16 protein-coding genes are annotated in these 15,192 nt (G+C 74.5%); 8 read left to right on the plus strand and 8 right to left on the minus strand.

All coding sequences use genetic code 11. The features are described 5' to 3' along the window. The first annotated feature begins 50 nt into the window (after nucleotides 1–50). From ACYVG5_RS06910 to ACYVG5_RS06920, 3 genes are read left to right on the plus strand one after another with little or no spacing between them, the layout of a single operon-like run. Complete coding sequence (locus ACYVG5_RS06910) at nucleotides 51–1,289, plus strand: magnesium transporter MgtE N-terminal domain-containing protein (RefSeq protein ID WP_222046113.1); 1,239 nt, start codon at nucleotides 51–53, stop codon at nucleotides 1,287–1,289. After that, on the plus strand, nucleotides 1,282–1,833 hold the full coding sequence (locus ACYVG5_RS06915; protein ID WP_222046114.1) for a DUF1003 domain-containing protein: 552 nt from the start codon (nucleotides 1,282–1,284) through the stop codon (nucleotides 1,831–1,833). Before ACYVG5_RS06910 ends, ACYVG5_RS06915 begins: the two co-directional genes overlap by 8 nt. Then, nucleotides 1,830–2,588 carry an SDR family oxidoreductase gene (locus ACYVG5_RS06920; protein WP_222046116.1) on the plus strand — a complete coding sequence of 253 codons (759 nt, stop codon included), beginning with the start codon at nucleotides 1,830–1,832 and terminating at the stop codon, nucleotides 2,586–2,588. The genes ACYVG5_RS06915 and ACYVG5_RS06920 overlap by 4 nt, the downstream gene beginning before the upstream one ends. On the opposite strand, the gene ACYVG5_RS06925 is transcribed toward ACYVG5_RS06920, so the two are convergent. Further along, entirely contained in the window at nucleotides 2,551–3,138 is a 588-nt protein-coding gene (locus ACYVG5_RS06925) for an ATP-binding protein (protein WP_222046118.1), read from the minus strand. The genes ACYVG5_RS06920 and ACYVG5_RS06925 overlap by 38 nt on opposite strands. Before the next feature lie 114 nt (nucleotides 3,139–3,252). Between ACYVG5_RS06925 and ACYVG5_RS06930 the strand changes: the two genes are divergently transcribed. After that, nucleotides 3,253–3,861: a TetR/AcrR family transcriptional regulator gene (locus ACYVG5_RS06930; protein ID WP_222046120.1), complete on the plus strand. Its 609-nt coding sequence runs from the start codon at nucleotides 3,253–3,255 to the stop codon at nucleotides 3,859–3,861. Between the two features lie 81 nt (nucleotides 3,862–3,942). Continuing rightward, on the plus strand, nucleotides 3,943–5,520 hold the full coding sequence (locus ACYVG5_RS06935) for an MDR family MFS transporter (protein ID WP_222046122.1): 1,578 nt from the start codon (nucleotides 3,943–3,945) through the stop codon (nucleotides 5,518–5,520). A 66-nt stretch (nucleotides 5,521–5,586) separates the two neighbouring features. On the opposite strand, the gene ACYVG5_RS06940 is transcribed toward ACYVG5_RS06935, so the two are convergent. Beyond that, nucleotides 5,587–5,904, minus strand: coding sequence for an AzlD domain-containing protein (locus ACYVG5_RS06940; RefSeq protein WP_222046124.1), 318 nt, complete (start codon nucleotides 5,902–5,904; stop codon nucleotides 5,587–5,589). Further along, complete coding sequence (locus ACYVG5_RS06945) at nucleotides 5,901–6,599, minus strand: AzlC family ABC transporter permease (protein WP_460683050.1); 699 nt, start codon at nucleotides 6,597–6,599, stop codon at nucleotides 5,901–5,903. Before ACYVG5_RS06945 ends, ACYVG5_RS06940 begins: the two co-directional genes overlap by 4 nt. A 193-nt stretch (nucleotides 6,600–6,792) precedes the next feature. Between ACYVG5_RS06945 and ACYVG5_RS06950 the strand changes: the two genes are divergently transcribed. Continuing rightward, nucleotides 6,793–7,953: an Mrp/NBP35 family ATP-binding protein gene (locus ACYVG5_RS06950; protein ID WP_222046128.1), complete on the plus strand. Its 1,161-nt coding sequence runs from the start codon at nucleotides 6,793–6,795 to the stop codon at nucleotides 7,951–7,953. Nucleotides 7,954–8,247: 294 nt separating this feature from the next. Here ACYVG5_RS06950 and ACYVG5_RS06955 read toward each other — a convergent pair whose 3' ends face one another. The 4 genes from ACYVG5_RS06955 to sigE form a co-directional block, all read right to left on the minus strand. Beyond that, the gene (locus ACYVG5_RS06955) at nucleotides 8,248–8,643 is read right to left on the minus strand and encodes a twin-arginine translocase TatA/TatE family subunit (protein ID WP_222046130.1); all 396 of its coding nucleotides are present in this window, start codon (nucleotides 8,641–8,643) and stop codon (nucleotides 8,248–8,250) included. 168 nt (nucleotides 8,644–8,811) lie between these two features. Then, nucleotides 8,812–10,254: a S1C family serine protease gene (locus ACYVG5_RS06960; RefSeq protein ID WP_460683051.1), complete on the minus strand. Its 1,443-nt coding sequence runs from the start codon at nucleotides 10,252–10,254 to the stop codon at nucleotides 8,812–8,814. Nucleotides 10,255–10,397: 143 nt separating this feature from the next. Then, on the minus strand, nucleotides 10,398–11,000 hold the full coding sequence (locus ACYVG5_RS06965) for an anti-sigma factor family protein (protein ID WP_222046131.1): 603 nt from the start codon (nucleotides 10,998–11,000) through the stop codon (nucleotides 10,398–10,400). Further along, complete coding sequence (gene sigE, locus ACYVG5_RS06970; RefSeq protein WP_460683052.1) at nucleotides 10,997–11,620, minus strand: RNA polymerase sigma factor SigE; 624 nt, start codon at nucleotides 11,618–11,620, stop codon at nucleotides 10,997–10,999. Before sigE ends, ACYVG5_RS06965 begins: the two co-directional genes overlap by 4 nt. A 203-nt stretch (nucleotides 11,621–11,823) precedes the next feature. Here sigE and ACYVG5_RS06975 point away from each other — a divergent pair, with 203 nt between their 5' ends. Further along, entirely contained in the window at nucleotides 11,824–12,501 is a 678-nt protein-coding gene (locus tag ACYVG5_RS06975) for a class I SAM-dependent methyltransferase (RefSeq protein WP_222046133.1), read from the plus strand. Nucleotides 12,502–12,560: 59 nt separating this feature from the next. Here ACYVG5_RS06975 and glgC read toward each other — a convergent pair whose 3' ends face one another. Next, a complete protein-coding gene (gene glgC / locus ACYVG5_RS06980) occupies nucleotides 12,561–13,781 on the minus strand; it encodes a glucose-1-phosphate adenylyltransferase (RefSeq protein ID WP_222046135.1) in 1,221 nt (406 codons plus the stop codon). Nucleotides 13,782–13,851: 70 nt separating this feature from the next. On the opposite strand from glgC, the gene glgA reads away from it, so the two are divergent. Next, on the plus strand, nucleotides 13,852–15,024 hold the full coding sequence (gene glgA / locus ACYVG5_RS06985; RefSeq protein WP_222046137.1) for a glycogen synthase: 1,173 nt from the start codon (nucleotides 13,852–13,854) through the stop codon (nucleotides 15,022–15,024). Nucleotides 15,025–15,192: the final 168 nt, after the last annotated feature.

Raw genomic sequence — 15,192 nt, forward strand, 5'->3', positions numbered from 1 at the left:
CCAGCGCGGTCGACCGGATCACCCGACCGGCGGCGGTAGCCTTCCCAGTCGTGACGACGGTGACGAGGGCGTACGTCTCGCGGATCGCGGGGCTCCCCGTCTTCGACCCCAACGGCGACCGGGTCGGCAAGGTGCGCGACGTCGTCGTGGCGCTGCGGGTGGGCACCGCACCGCCCCGCGCCCTGGGCATGATCATCGAGGTCGTCGCCCGCCGCCGGATCTTCTGCCCCATCGGCCGGGTCACCGGGATGGACGCCAGCTCCGTGGTGCTGTCCTCGGGCACGCTCAACCTCAAGCGCTTCGAGCAGCGCGCCGGCGAGACGCTGGTGCTCGGCGAGCTGCTCGACCGCTCGGTGACGATCAGCGAGACCGGCCGGCCGGCCACCGTCGTCGACGCGGCGATCGAGCAGACCCGCACCGGCGACTGGGTGCTCTCCCGGCTCGCCGTCCAGGAGCCCGGCCGGCTGGGCCGGCGCGGGCAGCTGCACCAGTTCGCCTGGGACGAGATCAGCGGGCTCGCCCTGCCGCAGACCCGGCAGAGCGCCGAGACGCTCATCGCCACCTACCGGGAGCTGAACGCCGCCGACGCCGCGCACGCCCTGCAGGACCTGCCCATCAAGCGGCGGCACGAGGTCGCCGAGGCGATGGACGACCAGCGGCTGGCCGACGTGCTCGGCGAGCTGCCGGGGGGCGAGCAGATCGTCATCCTCGGCACCCTGGAGGAGGGCCGGGCGGCCGACGTCCTCGAGGTGATGGACCCCGACGACGCCGCCGACCTGCTGTCGGAGCTGTCGAACGTCGACCGCAACCGGCTGCTGGAGCTCATGGAGCCCGACGAGGCGGAGCCCGTCCGCCAGCTGCTGAAGTACTCCGAGGACACCGCCGGCGGAATCATGACCAGCGAGCCGGTGATCCTCACCCCGGACGCGACGATCGCCGAGGCGCTGGCCCGGGTACGCGCCCCCGAGCTGACCCCCTCGCTGGCCAGCCAGGTCTACGTCTGCCGCCCGCCCTCGGGCACCCCCACCGGCCGCTACCTCGGGCTGGCGCACATCCAGCGACTGCTCCGGGAACCTCCGTCGACCCTGGTCAGTGGCGTGCTCGACGACCTCGAGCCGCTGCACCCCGAGGCCCCGCTGGGCGAGGTGACCCGCTACTTCGCCACCTACAACCTGGTGGCCGCCCCGGTCGTCGACCCGCAGGGCCGGCTGGTGGGCGCGGTCAGCGTCGACGACGTCCTGGACCACCTGCTGCCCGACGACTGGCGCGAGCGGGCCCGCCGTGGCTGACGCCGAGCGGCGTGCCGACCTGCGGCTGGACCAGCCCCGCGGGGCCCGTGGGGTGGGCAGCTTCCTGCGGCTGGACCCCGACGCGGTGGGGCGCTTCGCCGAGGGGATCGCCCGCTTCCTGGGCACCGGCCGGTTCCTCGCCGTCCAGACGCTGATCGTCATCATCTGGATCGTGTTGAACGTGGCCGCGGTCAACCTGCGCTGGGACCCCTACCCCTTCATCCTGCTCAACCTGGCCTTCTCCACCCAGGCCGCCTACGCCGCGCCGCTGATCCTGCTGGCCCAGAACCGGCAGGCCGACCGCGACCGAGTGCAGTCCGAGGAGGACCGGGCGCGGTCGGCGAGCACCCGCGCCGACACCGAGTACCTCGCCCGCGAGCTGGCCTCGCTGCGGGTGTCGGTCGGTGAGCTGGCCACCCGCGACTTCATCCGCAGCGAGCTGAGCCGGCTGGTGCCCGAGGACCCGGAGGACGACGGCGCGGACCGCCGGAAGAAGGGCGGGAAGAAGCGCCGCGACGCCGCTCCCGACGGGGTTCCCGGATGAGCGCCGCCGGCCGGCCGGTCACCGTCGTCACCGGCGCCAGCCGGGGCATCGGTGCAGCGACCGCCGTGCGGCTGGCCGCCGCCGGGCACGCCGTCGTGGTCAACCACCGGCGCTCCCCCGCCGACGCCGAGACCGTGGCCCGGCGGGTCCGCGCCGCCGGCGGGCGCTGTCTGGTGGTGGCCGCCGACGTGACCCGCGAGGACGACGTCGACCGGCTCTTCGCCGATGCCGCCGCGGAACTGGGCCCGGTCACCGGGCTGGTCAACAACGCGGGTGCGACGCTGCACGTCGGCGACCTGGCCGACACCCCGGTCGCGGTCGTCCGCTCGGTGATCGACGTCAACCTCGTGGGGCCGGTGCTGTGCGTGCGGGCCGCGGCCCGCGTGCTCTCCACCCGCCACGGTGGCCCCGGTGGCGCGATCGTCAACGTCTCCTCCTCGGCCGCCACCCTCGGCGCGCCGCACGAGTACGTGCACTACGCCGCGGCGAAGGCCGGCGTGGATGCGCTCACGGTGGGGCTGGCCAAGGAACTCGCCGACGACGGCATCCGGGTCAACGCCGTGGCCCCCGGCCTGGTCCGCACCGGCATCCACGCCGACGCCGGCGATCCGGGCCGGCTCGGGCGCGTGGTCGCGCGCATCCCGGCCGGGCGGCCGGGCGAGCCGGAGGAGCCGGCCGCCGCGATCGCCTGGCTGCTGGGGCCCGAGGCGTCCTACGTCACCGGAGCGGTGCTCCGGGTGGCCGGCGGCCTGTAGCCCCGACCGCGGCCAGCACGGCGGCCAGCGGGTCGCCGGTCACGGTGTCGACGATGGTGTGCCGCTCGTGCCACTGGTCGACGTCGCGGTGCTGCACCGCCGTCCAGTCCGGGACGACGTGCCCGGATAGGTCGGCCGCCCGCTGCTCCACCCGGCGCCGGTGCTCGACCGGGTCGGTGCAGATCAGCCGCACCCAGTGCACCGGTGCGTCGCGCCGGACCGCCAGGTCGCGGAACGGCCGACGAGAGGCGGCGACCGGGAACACCGCGTCGACGACCACGTCGGTGCCGGCGGCCAGGCAGGTGTCGGCGGCCGCCAGTGCGAGGACGTACCCGTGTGCCCCGACGTCCGCCGGCGTCGGGACGAGGCCCTGCCGGAGGAGCGCCGCCTCGAAGGCATCGATCCGCAGGTGGGCGGCGCCGAGCCGGCCGGCCAGGGCCCGGGCGACCGTCGTCTTGCCCACGCCGGGCAGCCCGCCGACCACGAAGAGGCTGCCCGCCGCCGCACCTGGGCGCTCCGGATCAGCCGTCCGTGCCCGCGTGGTAGCCATCGGTCGATGGTGCGACTGCTCCGGACCGCCGGTGGTGTGCCGCGCCGGCGCCGGTGATGAGCTGCACACTGTGCAAGCTTGCACAGTGTGCAGTGACGGTGGATTCTCCTTTCCGTGGCGGAACGGGGACTACGCGAGCGGAAGAAGGCGGACACCCGCTCCGCGCTGGCCGACGCCACCCTCCGGCTGGCGGCCGACCGCGGCTGGGAGCAGGTCACCGTCGAGGCGATCACCGACGCCGCCGGCGTCTCCTACCGGACGTTCTTCAACCACTTCTCCGCCAAGGAGGAGGCGCTGCTGCTCCCCGGCGGGGACGACCAGCCGCGGCTGTCCGCCCGGCTGCGGGACCAGCCGGCGGACATCGCGGTGCTCGACGCCGTCCGGGCCGCGCTGCACGACGAGCTGGCCGACCTGGAGACCGACCCGGGCGCGCTGCGCAACCGGATGACCGTCGTGCTGGGCAACCCGTCGCTGCTCCCCCGGCTGGTCGAGATGGGCGCCACCGACGAGCGCGAGCTCGCCCAGGCCATCGCCGAGCGCACCGGCCAGGACGTCGAGGCCGATCTCCACCCCGCCCTGCTGGCCGCCGTCCTCTCCGCCACCGTGCGGGTGGTGCTGGGCCGCTGGCACCTCCAGGACGGCGCCACCCCGCTGACCACGCTGGCCGACGAGGCGCTGCGCGCCCTGGCCGGCGGCCTGCCGGCGCCTCCGCCGGCCGGCTGAACCGCCGTTCCCACCCGCACTGCCATCCCCACCCGCACTGCCATCCCCACCCGCACGGCCATCCCCACCGACAGGAGCACCATGACCACGACCGCCGAGACCGGTACCGCCGGGGCGGCCAGCACCCAGGCCGCGATGAGCCGACGGGAGGTCCTGCAGGCGCTCTCCGGCCTGATGATGGGCATCTTCGTCGCCATCCTGGCCGCGACCGTCGTCTCCAACGCCCTGCCGGTGATCATCGCCGACCTGGGTGGCAGCCAGTCCATCTACACCTGGGTCGTCACCGCGGAGCTGCTGGCGATGACCGCGAGCGTGCCGCTGTGGGGCAAGCTCGCCGACCTGGTCAGCCAGAAGCTGCTGGTCCAGCTCTCCCTGGGGCTGTTCGTCGCCGGCTCGCTGCTGGCCGGGTTCGCCCAGGACACCGAGACGCTCATCGTCGCCCGCGTCATCCAGGGCGTCGGCGCCGGTGGCCTCACCGCGCTCGTCCAGATCGTGATGGCGGCGATGATCCCGCCGCGCGAGCTGGGCCGCTACGCCGGCATCTTCGGCGCCGTGTTCGCCGTCGCCACCGTCGCCGGGCCGCTGATCGGCGGCGTCATCGTCGACACCTCGTGGCTGGGCTGGCGCTGGTGCTTCTTCATGGGCGTGCCGTTCGCGCTGCTCGCGATCGTGCTGCTGCAGAAGACGCTGAAGCTGAAGCAGGTCCGGCGCGGCGACGTGCAGATCGACTGGCTCGGCGCGCTGCTGATCACCGCCGGGGTCAGCACCCTGCTCATCTGGGTGACCCTGGCCGGCAACGACTTCGACTGGCTGTCCGGAACGACCGCGCTGATGGTCGGCGCCTCCGTGGCGCTGCTGGCGCTGGCCGTGCTCGTCGAGTCCAAGGTGGCCGAGCCGGTCATCCCGCTGGACATCTTCCGCAACCGCACGGTCGCCCTCACCACGCTTGCCAGTGCCCTGGTCGGCATCGCGATGTTCGGCGGCACGGTGTTCCTGTCGCAGTACTTCCAGATCTCGCTGGGCTACTCCCCCACCGAGGCCGGGCTGCTCTCGCTGCCGATGATCGGCGGCCTGCTGGTCTCCTCGACGGTGGCCGGTGCGCTGATCACCAGGACCGGCACCTGGAAGCGGTTCCTCGTCGCGGGCGGGATCCTGATGACGCTCGGCTTCGGGCTGCTGGCCACGATCGACGCGCAGACCCCGATCTGGATGCTCGGCACCTTCATGGTCGTGCTCGGCGTCGGCGTCGGGCTGCTCATGCAGAACCTCGTCCTCGCGGCGCAGAACGACGTCCCGGCCCGTGAGCTGGGCTCGGCGACGTCCGTGCTGTCGTTCTTCCGCAGCCTCGGCGGCACCATCGGCGTCAGCGTGCTCGGCGCGGTGCTCGCCGGCCGGGTGGCCAGTGACCTCAGCGTGCTCGGTGGCGGCTCCGAGGGCGGCGAGACCGCGGTCCCCGACATCTCCACGCTCCCGCCGGAGGTCGCGGTCGTGGTGCAGGACGCCTACGGCAACGCCACCGCCGAGCTGTTCTTGATCGCCACCCCGCTGGCCGCGCTGGCCCTGCTGGTCGTGCTGTTCATCAAGGAGAAGCCGCTGAAGACCACGTCGGGTGCGGAGCGGCTGGCCGAGGAGCAGGCGCAGCTGCCGCTCGCGCACTGATCCAGCCCCTGATCGACCAGCTGCCGTGGCCCCGCCCCCGGGGCCACGGCAGCTCGTCGTCCGGGATCAGCCGCCGACGGCGTGCACCAGCGCACCGGCTCCGCCGGCCAGCACCAGGACGACGATGAACGGCGCCCGCAGCGCCAGTGCCAGCGCGGCAACCGCCAGCCCGACCAGCCGCCCGTCCAGCACGACCGCGCTGCCCGAGGTGGCCGCCTGCACCGCGACCAGCGCGGCCAGCAGCGCCGCGGGCACGAAGTCCACGACCCGGGACACCCACGGCTGTTCCACCCAGGCCGCGGGTACCGACAATCCGGCCAGCTTCAGCAGGTAGCAGCCCAGCGAACCGGCGAGCACGACGGCCCACAGCGTCCCGTCGCTCATGCCGCACCCGCCGCCGCCCGCCGGGGCCGGCCGGCCAACCCGACGGCGACCACCGCGAGCACCACCTGCACCCCGGCCGGTACGAACGGCGTCAGGACCAGCGCGATCACCGCGCCACCGAGCGCGACCCGCCGCTGGGCGCCGGGCTCGGCGGCCGAGCGGCGCAGCCGCGGCCACAGCAGCGCCAGGAAGGCCGCCGGCACGACGGAGTCCAGCGCGGCCTGCGCGGTCTCCCCCAGCGCGGCGGCACTGACCGCGCCGACCAGCGTCGTGGCGTTCCAGCCCAGGTAGATCGTCGCGCCGGTGACCCAGAACGCCAGCCGGCCCAGCTCCCGGTCGGGGGCGGCCACCGCCATCGCCGTCGTCTCGTCGATCACCCAGTGCGCAGCCCCCGCCCGGCGCAGCGCTCCGCGCGGCGCGAGCAGTGGCACCAGCCGGACGCCGTAGATGGTGTTACGGGTACCCAGCAGCAGCGCGCTGCCCAGCGCGGCGAACGGACCACCCCCGGCACCGAGGACGCCGACCAGGGCGAACTGCGAGGCGCCGGTGAACATCAGCGCCGAGAGCACGCCGGCCTGCCAGACGTCCAGACCGGCACCGACCGCGGCGGCCCCGAAGGCGACGCCGTACAGACCGACGGCCGCGCCCAGGCCCACGGCGTCGCGCAGCGTCGCCGAGCGCGCGGGATCAGGCACCTGACGGACCCTAGGGCTCGGGCAGCGGATCCCTGTCCACCGGTACCGGCCGAGAACCCGGGTTGCCCGGGTCACACCGCTGGCCCGGAGGCCCCGACGGGATCGGCCGTACAGTGGGAGACGCTCGCGCGTGGGTTTCCGCTGGTCGGCGCCCGCCATCCGCAGGCATCCCGTCGAAGGAGACATCCCCCGCATGCCCGACACGCTCACCGGTTCCCCGGCGCTCGATGCCGTGAACGCGGCCCTGGCCACCGTCCAGGACCCCGAGATCAACCGTCCCCTGCCCGAGCTGGGCATGGTCAAGGACGTCCAGATCGGGGTCGGCGGCGACCCGGGCGCGGTGCGCATCGAGGTCTACCTGACGGTCGCCGGCTGCCCGATGCGCGAGACGATCACCAACCGCGTCACCCAGGCCGTCGGTGCCGTCCCCGGCGTGACGTCGGTGCAGGTCGGCCTGGACGTGATGAGCGACGAGCAGCGCACCGAGCTGCGCAAGACCGTCCGCGGCACCGACGCCGCCGACCCGGTGATCCCCTTCGCCCAGCCCGGCTCGCTGACCCGCGTCTACGCCGTCGCCTCGGGCAAGGGCGGGGTCGGCAAGTCCAGCGTCACGGTGAACCTGGCCGCCGCGATGGCCAGGAAGGGCCTGTCGGTCGGCGTGGTCGACGCCGACATCTACGGCCACTCGGTGCCGCGGATGCTGGGCGTGGACGACAAACCGACCCAGGTCGACAACATGATCATGCCGCCGCAGTCGTACGGCGTGAAGGTCATCTCGATCGGGATGTTCACCCCCGGCAACACCCCGGTGGTGTGGCGTGGGCCGATGCTGCACCGCGCGCTGCAGCAGTTCCTCGCCGACGTGTGGTGGGGCGACCTGGACGTGTTGCTGCTCGACCTCCCGCCGGGCACCGGTGACGTGGCGATCTCGGTGGCGCAGCTGGTGCCCAACGCCGAGATCCTGGTGGTGACGACGCCGCAGCTGGCCGCCGCCGAGGTGGCCGAGCGGGCCGGCGCGATCGCCACCCAGACCCACCAGCAGGTGGTCGGCGTCATCGAGAACATGTCCTGGCTGGAGCTGCCCGACGGCTCCCGGATGGAGCTGTTCGGCGCTGGTGGTGGCGAGGCCGTCTCCGACGCGCTGACCAAGACCCTGGGCGCCCGGGTGCCGCTGCTGGGCCAGATTCCGCTGGACACCCGGCTGCGCGAGGCCGGCGACTCCGGTGCGCCGATCGTGCTCGCCCAGCCCGACGCCCCGGCCGCGCAGGCGCTGGAGAAGATCGCGGACGGCCTCGCCGTCCGCTCGCGCGGCCTGTCCGGCATGTCCCTGGGCCTGACCCCGGTGAGCAAGTAGCCCCACGCACGTCAGCGGCCGGTCACCCCACCCGGGGTGACCGGCCGCTGCGCGTCTGTACCAGCCGGGAACGCCACCAGCGGTGGGGCGCAGCCCTCCGCTGACCCGGCGCGAGGCCCGGAGGGCTTCCGCCGGGGCCGCGGGCAACGGCTCAGCTCAGCGGGGGACGGCAGCTGATCGCGGTGTCGTCCGTCAGGACGACGAGGTGCACAGCTCTCCGCCGGGGACGCGGGCAACGGCTCAACGGCTGTCGGGAACGGCCGTTGGCCGCGGTGCGACGCGACAGCGTCGCAATTACGTCGCGTCGCTGTCGAACGGCGGCGGGGTGGCGCGGTCGCGGCTGCGGGCCACGTCCGCCCCGCGGACCCGGCCGGCGGGCCCGGCGGTCGCGGCCGCGGCGGCCGTCCCGCTGCCGCTGCCCCTGCGCACCGGCGGCGCCTCGTCGTCGAGCAGCTGCTGGCGGATGAACGTCCTGGGGTGGTACTGCCGGATGTCCAGGTCGCGCAGGTGGTCGAAGTCGTCGCCGAGGCTGTCGTGCAGCTGACCGCGCACGCCGGTGATCGCGGCCTTGGCCTTCTTCAGGCCGCCGGCGGCGTCCTTGGCGAGGCCCGGGAGCCGGTCGGGGCCGAAGATGAACAGCGCGGCGAGCCCCAGGACGACGATCTCGCCCCAGCCGATCGAGTCGAACACGCATCCTCCTCGCACGTCGCCGCGCTCCGCGGCCGTCGTCCAGCGTAGGTCGGCCAGGTGGACGGCAGGAGTCGGCGCTCCTCCGCCCGAGGCGGCCCCGTCCAGGGTGGCCTCTCTGCAGTAACCCGCCGCGAGCTTGCGAGCGGCGGGGGGCAGAGAGGTCCTTTCTCAGGCCGCCTCGAGCACCGCCTGCACCTCGCGGGAACCGCCGCCGCGCACGACCTCGACGGTGACGGTGTCGCCCGGGGCGTGCGCGTCGACGGCGACGGCCAGCTCCTCCGAGCTACCGACCTTCTCGCCGTCCACGGCGATGACCACGTCCTGCTCCTGGATGCCGGCCTCGGCAGCGGGGCTGCCCGGCTCCACGTTGACCACCAGGGCGCCGTCGCGGGCGCCGTCGGTGACCGTGCGGGCGTTGACCCCGAGCGAGGCGTGCACCGCTTGGCCGGTGGAGATGAGCTGCTCGGCGATGTCGCGGACGGTGTCGATGGGGATCGCGAAACCGAGCCCCGACGAGCCACCGCTGACCGAGGCGATCGCGGTGTTGATGCCGATGAGCGCCCCGCTGCCGTCGACCAGCGCACCGCCGGAGTTGCCCGGGTTGATCGGGGCGTCGGTCTGGACGGCGTTGATCACCGCGTTGGTGTCGCTGCCCTGCCCGGACAGCCGCACCGGCCGGTCCAGGGCACTGACGATCCCGCTGGTGACGGTGCCCGCGAGCCCGAGGGGTGAGCCGATGGCCACCACCGGGTCGCCGACGACGAGGTCGTCGGCGGTACCCAGCGACGCGGCGATCAGCCCGGGCTTGTCGACCTTGAGCACGGCGATGTCGCTGGCCGGGTCACGGCCGACGATCCGGGCGCTGGATCCGCTGCCGTCGCTGAAGACCGCCCGGATCTCGGCGCCCTCGACGCCGTCGGCACCCGAGACGACGTGGTTGTTGGTGACGATGTAGCCGCCCTCGGCGTCGATCACCACGCCGGAGCCGGTGGCCCCGGCGCTGGCCAGCCGGACCTCGACGGAGACCACCGTCGGGGTGACCCGCGCGGCGATGTCGGACACCGACCCCGGTTCCCGGGACAGGCCGGGGGTCACTTCGGAGAGCTGGATGCCCGGCGCCAGCAACGGCTGCTCATCGGCCGTGCGGCCGAGGAACCAGCCCAGCGTGCCGCCGACAGCGGCGACGAACACCAGTGCCATCAGGACCAGGGCGCCCAGCCGGATGGAGACGTCGCGGACCCGCAGCCGCCCCCGACCGGGCTCGTCGACGACGACCGGTCCCGGCGCCGGGTCGGCCGGGTACTGCGCGGGGGCGCCCAGGCCGGCCGGTGCGTGCGGATCGCGCCACGGGTCGGCGGCTGCGTCGGCCTTCCACCACGGACCGGAGGCGGTCCGGCGGGAGGAACGGCGACCGCCGGGCGGCTCGCCCAGGCCGCGGGCACCGTCGCGGGGGGCGAACGCGCGGAGCACGGCCTCCGGCGGCGGCGGCGGCAGCGGGCGCGGGGCGGGCGCCGGCCGGTCGGTGGCGAAGGAACCGCCCACCGCGGCGGGCCGGCCGAAGGCGGCCTGCTCGCCGGGCGGCGGAGGCTGCGCGGTGGGTGGCCGCGGCACCGGACGCTCCGGCGGCAGGTCGAAGGTGCCCGTGGCGCCGGCCGGCCGGGCATAGGCGGCGTCGGGCTCGCTGGCCGGTGGCGCGCTACCGGCCCGCTCCGCAGCTGGGTCCGGGCGGGTCGGGTCGGTGCCGGTGGCCTCGCTCAGGGCGTCCCGCCGGAGGGCGACCCCGTGGTGGTGCCGACGGTGAGGGTGCGCACCACGGGGGGCACGATCTCGGTGCGCTCGTCGGGCGGGGGCTGGCGCACGGCACCGGCCAGCGAGCCGGGCGGCGGCACGTCGTCGGCCGGGCGGTCGCCGGCGGGCAGACCGACGGCGAGGACCGCCACCCCGATGCCGATACCGGCCAGCGCGCCCGTCATCCCGCGGCGCAGCCAGCGGTGGTGGGAGGCCGGCGCCGCCGGCCCGGTGGGCTCGGCGGCGAGCGGGATGGACCAGGCGCCACCGGAGTCGGTGCTGGTGAGACCGTCGCGGCCGGCGGTCAGCGTGCCGCCGAACGACCCGCCGGAGGGCATCTCCGCGGTGAACGGGATGGCCCGGAGGCGGGACATCAGGTCACCGGGGACAGCGACGTCCTCGGGCCCCTGCAGCGCGGCCTTCGCCTCGCGCTGGGCACTCACGGCCAGCCGGCACTGGAGGCAGCCGGTGAGGTGGCGGCCCGCGCGGCCGGCGGCGCCGCCGGAGAGCTCACCGTCGACGAGTGCGGCGATGGCCTCCTGGGCCAGGTGGCTCTCCGGGATGCTCACGACGCGGACACCTCGACGGGGCCCCGGTTGGGCGCCAGGTGGGCGAGGGCCTCGCGGAGCTGCACCCGACCGCGGTGGATGCGGCTGCGGACCGTGCCGAGCTTGATGCCCAGGGTCGCGGCGATCTCCTCGTACGTGAGGCCCTCGATGTCACAGAGGACAACGGCAACCCGGAACTCCGGCGAGAGCGCATCGAGCGCGGCCTGCACCTGCGGGTCGAGGTGCGTGTCGGCGTAGACCTGCTCGGGGGACGGCGCCGCGCCGGGCAGCCGCTCGGTGTCCTCGGGGAGGGCGTCGAAGCGGATCCGCTGCCGGCGCCGGACCATGTCGAGGAACAGGTTGGTGGTGATCCGGTGCAGCCAGCCCTCGAAGGTGCCCGGCGAGAAGTCGGCCAGCGAGCGGAACACCCGGACGAAGGTGTCCTGGGTGAGGTCCTCGGCGTCCTGCTGGTTGCCCGAGAGCCGGTAGGCCAGCCGGTAGACGCGCGCCGAGTGGTCGCGCACCACCTGTTCCCACGTGGGGGCGACCCAGCTGTCGGCGGCGCCGGTGGGCGGCGTGGCGGGGGCGGGCGACGCAGGGGTCAGCGGCGGCTGACCGGTCGCGGCGCTCGGGGAGGACACGACATCAGGATCGCAGACGGCAGCCCGCTTCTCCTCCCCACCTGGGGTGGCGGTGGAACCGGGGCGAGTGGCACGCGAGAGACGCACGTCCTGATCAACGGGCGGTGGGCGGGCCGGTGTTCCCGGGCCCCGCCGTCCACAGGGAGTTGACAGGCTGGCCCCGCGCGGAGGACGCCGCCCGGGTGGCCCACTACCCTCGTCGGGTGACCAGCGCCGCCGGACCGCCGCCCCCCGGTGGATCCCGGCAGGACGCGGCCGGCTACGCCGACGGGTTCGCCGCGGAGTCCCCCGCCCAGGCCGCGGCCCGGCACCGGGCGGTCACGTCGGCAGAGACGTCCGGCACCGCGGAACCGGTCGAGCCCGCGGTCGGTGCGGTGCTGGCCGTGCTCGCCGCCAGCGTCGACGCCCGCGCCGTCGTGTCGCTGGGCAGCGGCAGCGGGGTCACCGGGCTGTGGCTGCTGCGCGGCATGCGATCCGACGGCGTCCTCACCGTCCTGGACGGCGACCCGGCCGAGCTGCGTGCCGCACGGCGGGCGTTCGGCGACGCCGGGATCGCCCGCTCCCGCACCCGGCTGATCTTCGGCACCGCGGCGGAGGTGCTGCCCCGGCTGTCGTCGGAGGCCTACGACCTGGTCACCTGCTCCGGTCCGCCCGCCGACTGGTCCGAGCACCTCGCCGTGCTGCTCGGGCTGGTGCGGGCCGGCGGCTCACTGGTGTGCTGCGGCGTGCTCGAGGACGGCAAGATCGCCGACCGCTCCGCCCGCGATCCGCAGTCGATGGCCTGGCGGGAGGTCGCGCGCACCGTCCGCGAGGACGAGACGCTCATCTCTGCGGTGCTGCCGATCGGCACCGGCCTGCTGGTCGCCTCCAAGCGCCGCTGACGACGGGCCCCGTCCCGCTCACCCCTCGCCAGCTCGGGGCGAGCCTCTGGACGGGGCCTTTAGACGATCGCGCGGGTGCCCTTGCCGAGCACCGTCACGCCGCCGGCGCTCACGTGGTACCGCTCGCGGTCGGCGTCGAGGTCGACCCCGATCCGGGCCCACGGCGGGACGATGACGTTCTTGTCCAGGATCGCCCGCCGGACGACGGCGCCCTCACCGATGTGCACGCCGTCCATCAGCACGCTGTCCTCGACCCGGGAGCCGCTCTCCATCCGGACGCCGGGCGAGACGACCGACCCGAGCACCGCCCCGCCACCGATGATGACCCCGGCGCTGACCATCGACTCCTCGGCCCGGCCGCCGAGCACGAACTTGGCCGGGGGGAACTGCGGCGGCAGGGTGTAGATCGGCCAGCGGTCGTTGTAGAGGTTGAAGATCGGGGTCACCGACCGCAGGTCCATGTGCGCGTCGTAGTAGGAGTCCATCGTCCCGACATCGCGCCAGTAGCCGTGGTCGCGCTCGGTGGCCCCGGGGACGACGTTGGTGCTGAAGTCGTAGACGTAGGCGCTGCCGGCGTCGGCCATCATCGGCATGATCGACCCGCCCATGTCGTGGGCCGAGTCATCGTCCTCGGCGTCGGCGCGCAGCGCCTCCAGCAGCGCGTCGGTGCTGAAGACGTAGTTGCCCATCGAGGCGAAGCTCTCGTCCGGTGAGCCGGGCAGACCCGGCGGGTCGGCCGGCTTCTCCAGGAACCCGCGCACCCTGCCGTCGGCATCGGCGTCGATGACGCCGAACTCGGTGGCCTCCTTGCGGCGCACCCGGAGCCCGGCGACGGTGACGGCGGCACCGGTCTGCAGGTGCTGGTCGATCATCTGCGCCGGGTCCATCCGGTACACGTGATCGGCACCGAAGACGACGACGATCTCGGGGCGGTCGTCGTAGATCAGGTTGAGGCTCTGGAAGATCGCGTCGGCGCTGCCGGTGTACCACCGCGGGCCCAACCGCTGCTGCGCCGGGACGGGGGTGATGTAGCTGCCGAGCAGGGTGGACATCCGCCAGACCGTGGTGATGTGCCGGTCCAGCGAGTGGCTCTTGTACTGGGTGAGCACCGCGATCCGCCGAATGTCGGCGTTCACCAGGTTGGAGAGCACGAAGTCGATGAGCCGGTAGTTGCCGCCGAAGGGCACGGCCGGCTTCGCCCTGTCCTGGGTCAGGGGCGCCAGACGCTTCCCCTCGCCGCCGGCGAGCACGATGCCAAGAACTCGAGGACCGCCACGCATGGACGCAACGTAACCGGTATTCCCGCCCGACGCGCCATCTGCGGCCCCGCCCACCACCTAGGGTGATGCCGTGCGCGTCGGAGTCGTGACCCGGGAATGGCCGCCAGACGTCTACGGCGGGGCAGGTGTGCACGTCGAACACCTCGTGGCGGCCCTGCGCGGGCTGCCCGACGCGCCCGACCTCGACGTCCACTGCTTCGGCGCGCCCCGCGCGGACGCGACCGGACACGGGGTGCCTCCCGGCCTGCAGTCGGCCAACGGCGCGCTGCAGGCGGTGGGCACCGACGTGGAGATCGCCGCCGCCCTCGCCGACGCCGACCTGGTCCACTCGCACACCTGGTACGCCAACCACGCGGGGCACCTGGCCGCCCTGGTGCACGGCAGCGGGCACGTGGTCACCGCGCACTCCCTCGAGCCGCGCCGGCCGTGGAAGGCCGACCAGCTGGGCGGGGGCTACCGGTTGTCCTCGTGGGTCGAGCGCACGGCGTACGCCTCCGCCGACGCGGTGATCGCGGTGAGCCGTGGCATGCGCGCCGACGTGCTGGAGGTCTACCCCGACCTGGACCCGGCGAAGGTCGTCGTCGTCGGCAACGGGGTGGACGCCCAGGCCTACCGCCCGGTCGAGGCGCCGGACGTCGTCCGCTCCCTGGGCGTGGACCCCGACCGGCCCTACGCGTTGTTCGTCGGCCGGATCACCCGGCAGAAGGGGTTGATGCATCTGCTGGCCGCCGCCGAGCAGCTGCCGGCCGAGGCCGGGCTGGTGCTGTGCGCCGGTGCCGCGGACACCCCGACCGAGCGCGCGCAGGTCGCCGACGCCGTGGCCGAGCTGCAGACCCGCCGATCGGGGATCGTCTGGATCGAGCAGATGCTGCCCCGCCAGCAACTGGTGCCGCTCATCACCGGCGCGACGGTGTTCGTCGTCCCGTCGGTGTACGAGCCGCTGGGCATCGTGAACCTCGAGGCGGCCGCGTGCGGGACGGCCGTCGTCGCCAGCGCCGTCGGCGGCATCCCGGAGGTCGTCGACGACGGCCGCACCGGGCTGTTGGTGCCCTACGCCCCCTCCGACCCGGCCGCGTTCGCCGCGGGGCTGGCCGCGCGGACCAGCGAGCTGCTCGCCGACCCGGCGCGGGCCGCGGCGATGGGGGTGGCCGGTCGGGAGCGGGTGCTGGCCGAGTTCGGCTGGCCGGCGATCGCCGCGCAGACGGTGGAGGTCTACCGCTCGGTGCTGGCCGCCCGCGCCTGAGCCACCCGCGGACCACCGTCCTCACGGTGCGGTCGCCGTCCTCCTGCTGTGGGGTGAGGACGGCGACCACCCGGTGCGGTCGGCGGTCAGACCGCGGCGGTGCCGATCAGCCCCTTGCGGGTGACCAGGGCGGCGAGCTCGTCCTCGGCCAGCCCCTCCGTGCCCTCG

Source organism: Modestobacter lapidis, from assembly GCF_054780755.1.

Bases quoted from the DNA above. Each gene is read 5' to 3' on its own strand.
- ACYVG5_RS06950 (WP_222046128.1), top strand. From the start codon at position 6,793: ATGCCCGACACGCTCACCGGTTCCCCGGCGCTCGATGCCGTGAACGCG.
- ACYVG5_RS06935 (WP_222046122.1), top strand. From the start codon at position 3,943: ATGACCACGACCGCCGAGACCGGTACCGCCGGGGCGGCCAGCACCCAG.
- ACYVG5_RS06925 (WP_222046118.1), bottom strand. From the start codon at position 3,138: ATGGCTACCACGCGGGCACGGACGGCTGATCCGGAGCGCCCAGGTGCG.
- ACYVG5_RS06920 (WP_222046116.1), top strand. From the start codon at position 1,830: ATGAGCGCCGCCGGCCGGCCGGTCACCGTCGTCACCGGCGCCAGCCGG.
- glgC (WP_222046135.1), bottom strand. From the start codon at position 13,781: ATGCGTGGCGGTCCTCGAGTTCTTGGCATCGTGCTCGCCGGCGGCGAG.
- ACYVG5_RS06940 (WP_222046124.1), bottom strand. From the start codon at position 5,904: ATGAGCGACGGGACGCTGTGGGCCGTCGTGCTCGCCGGTTCGCTGGGC.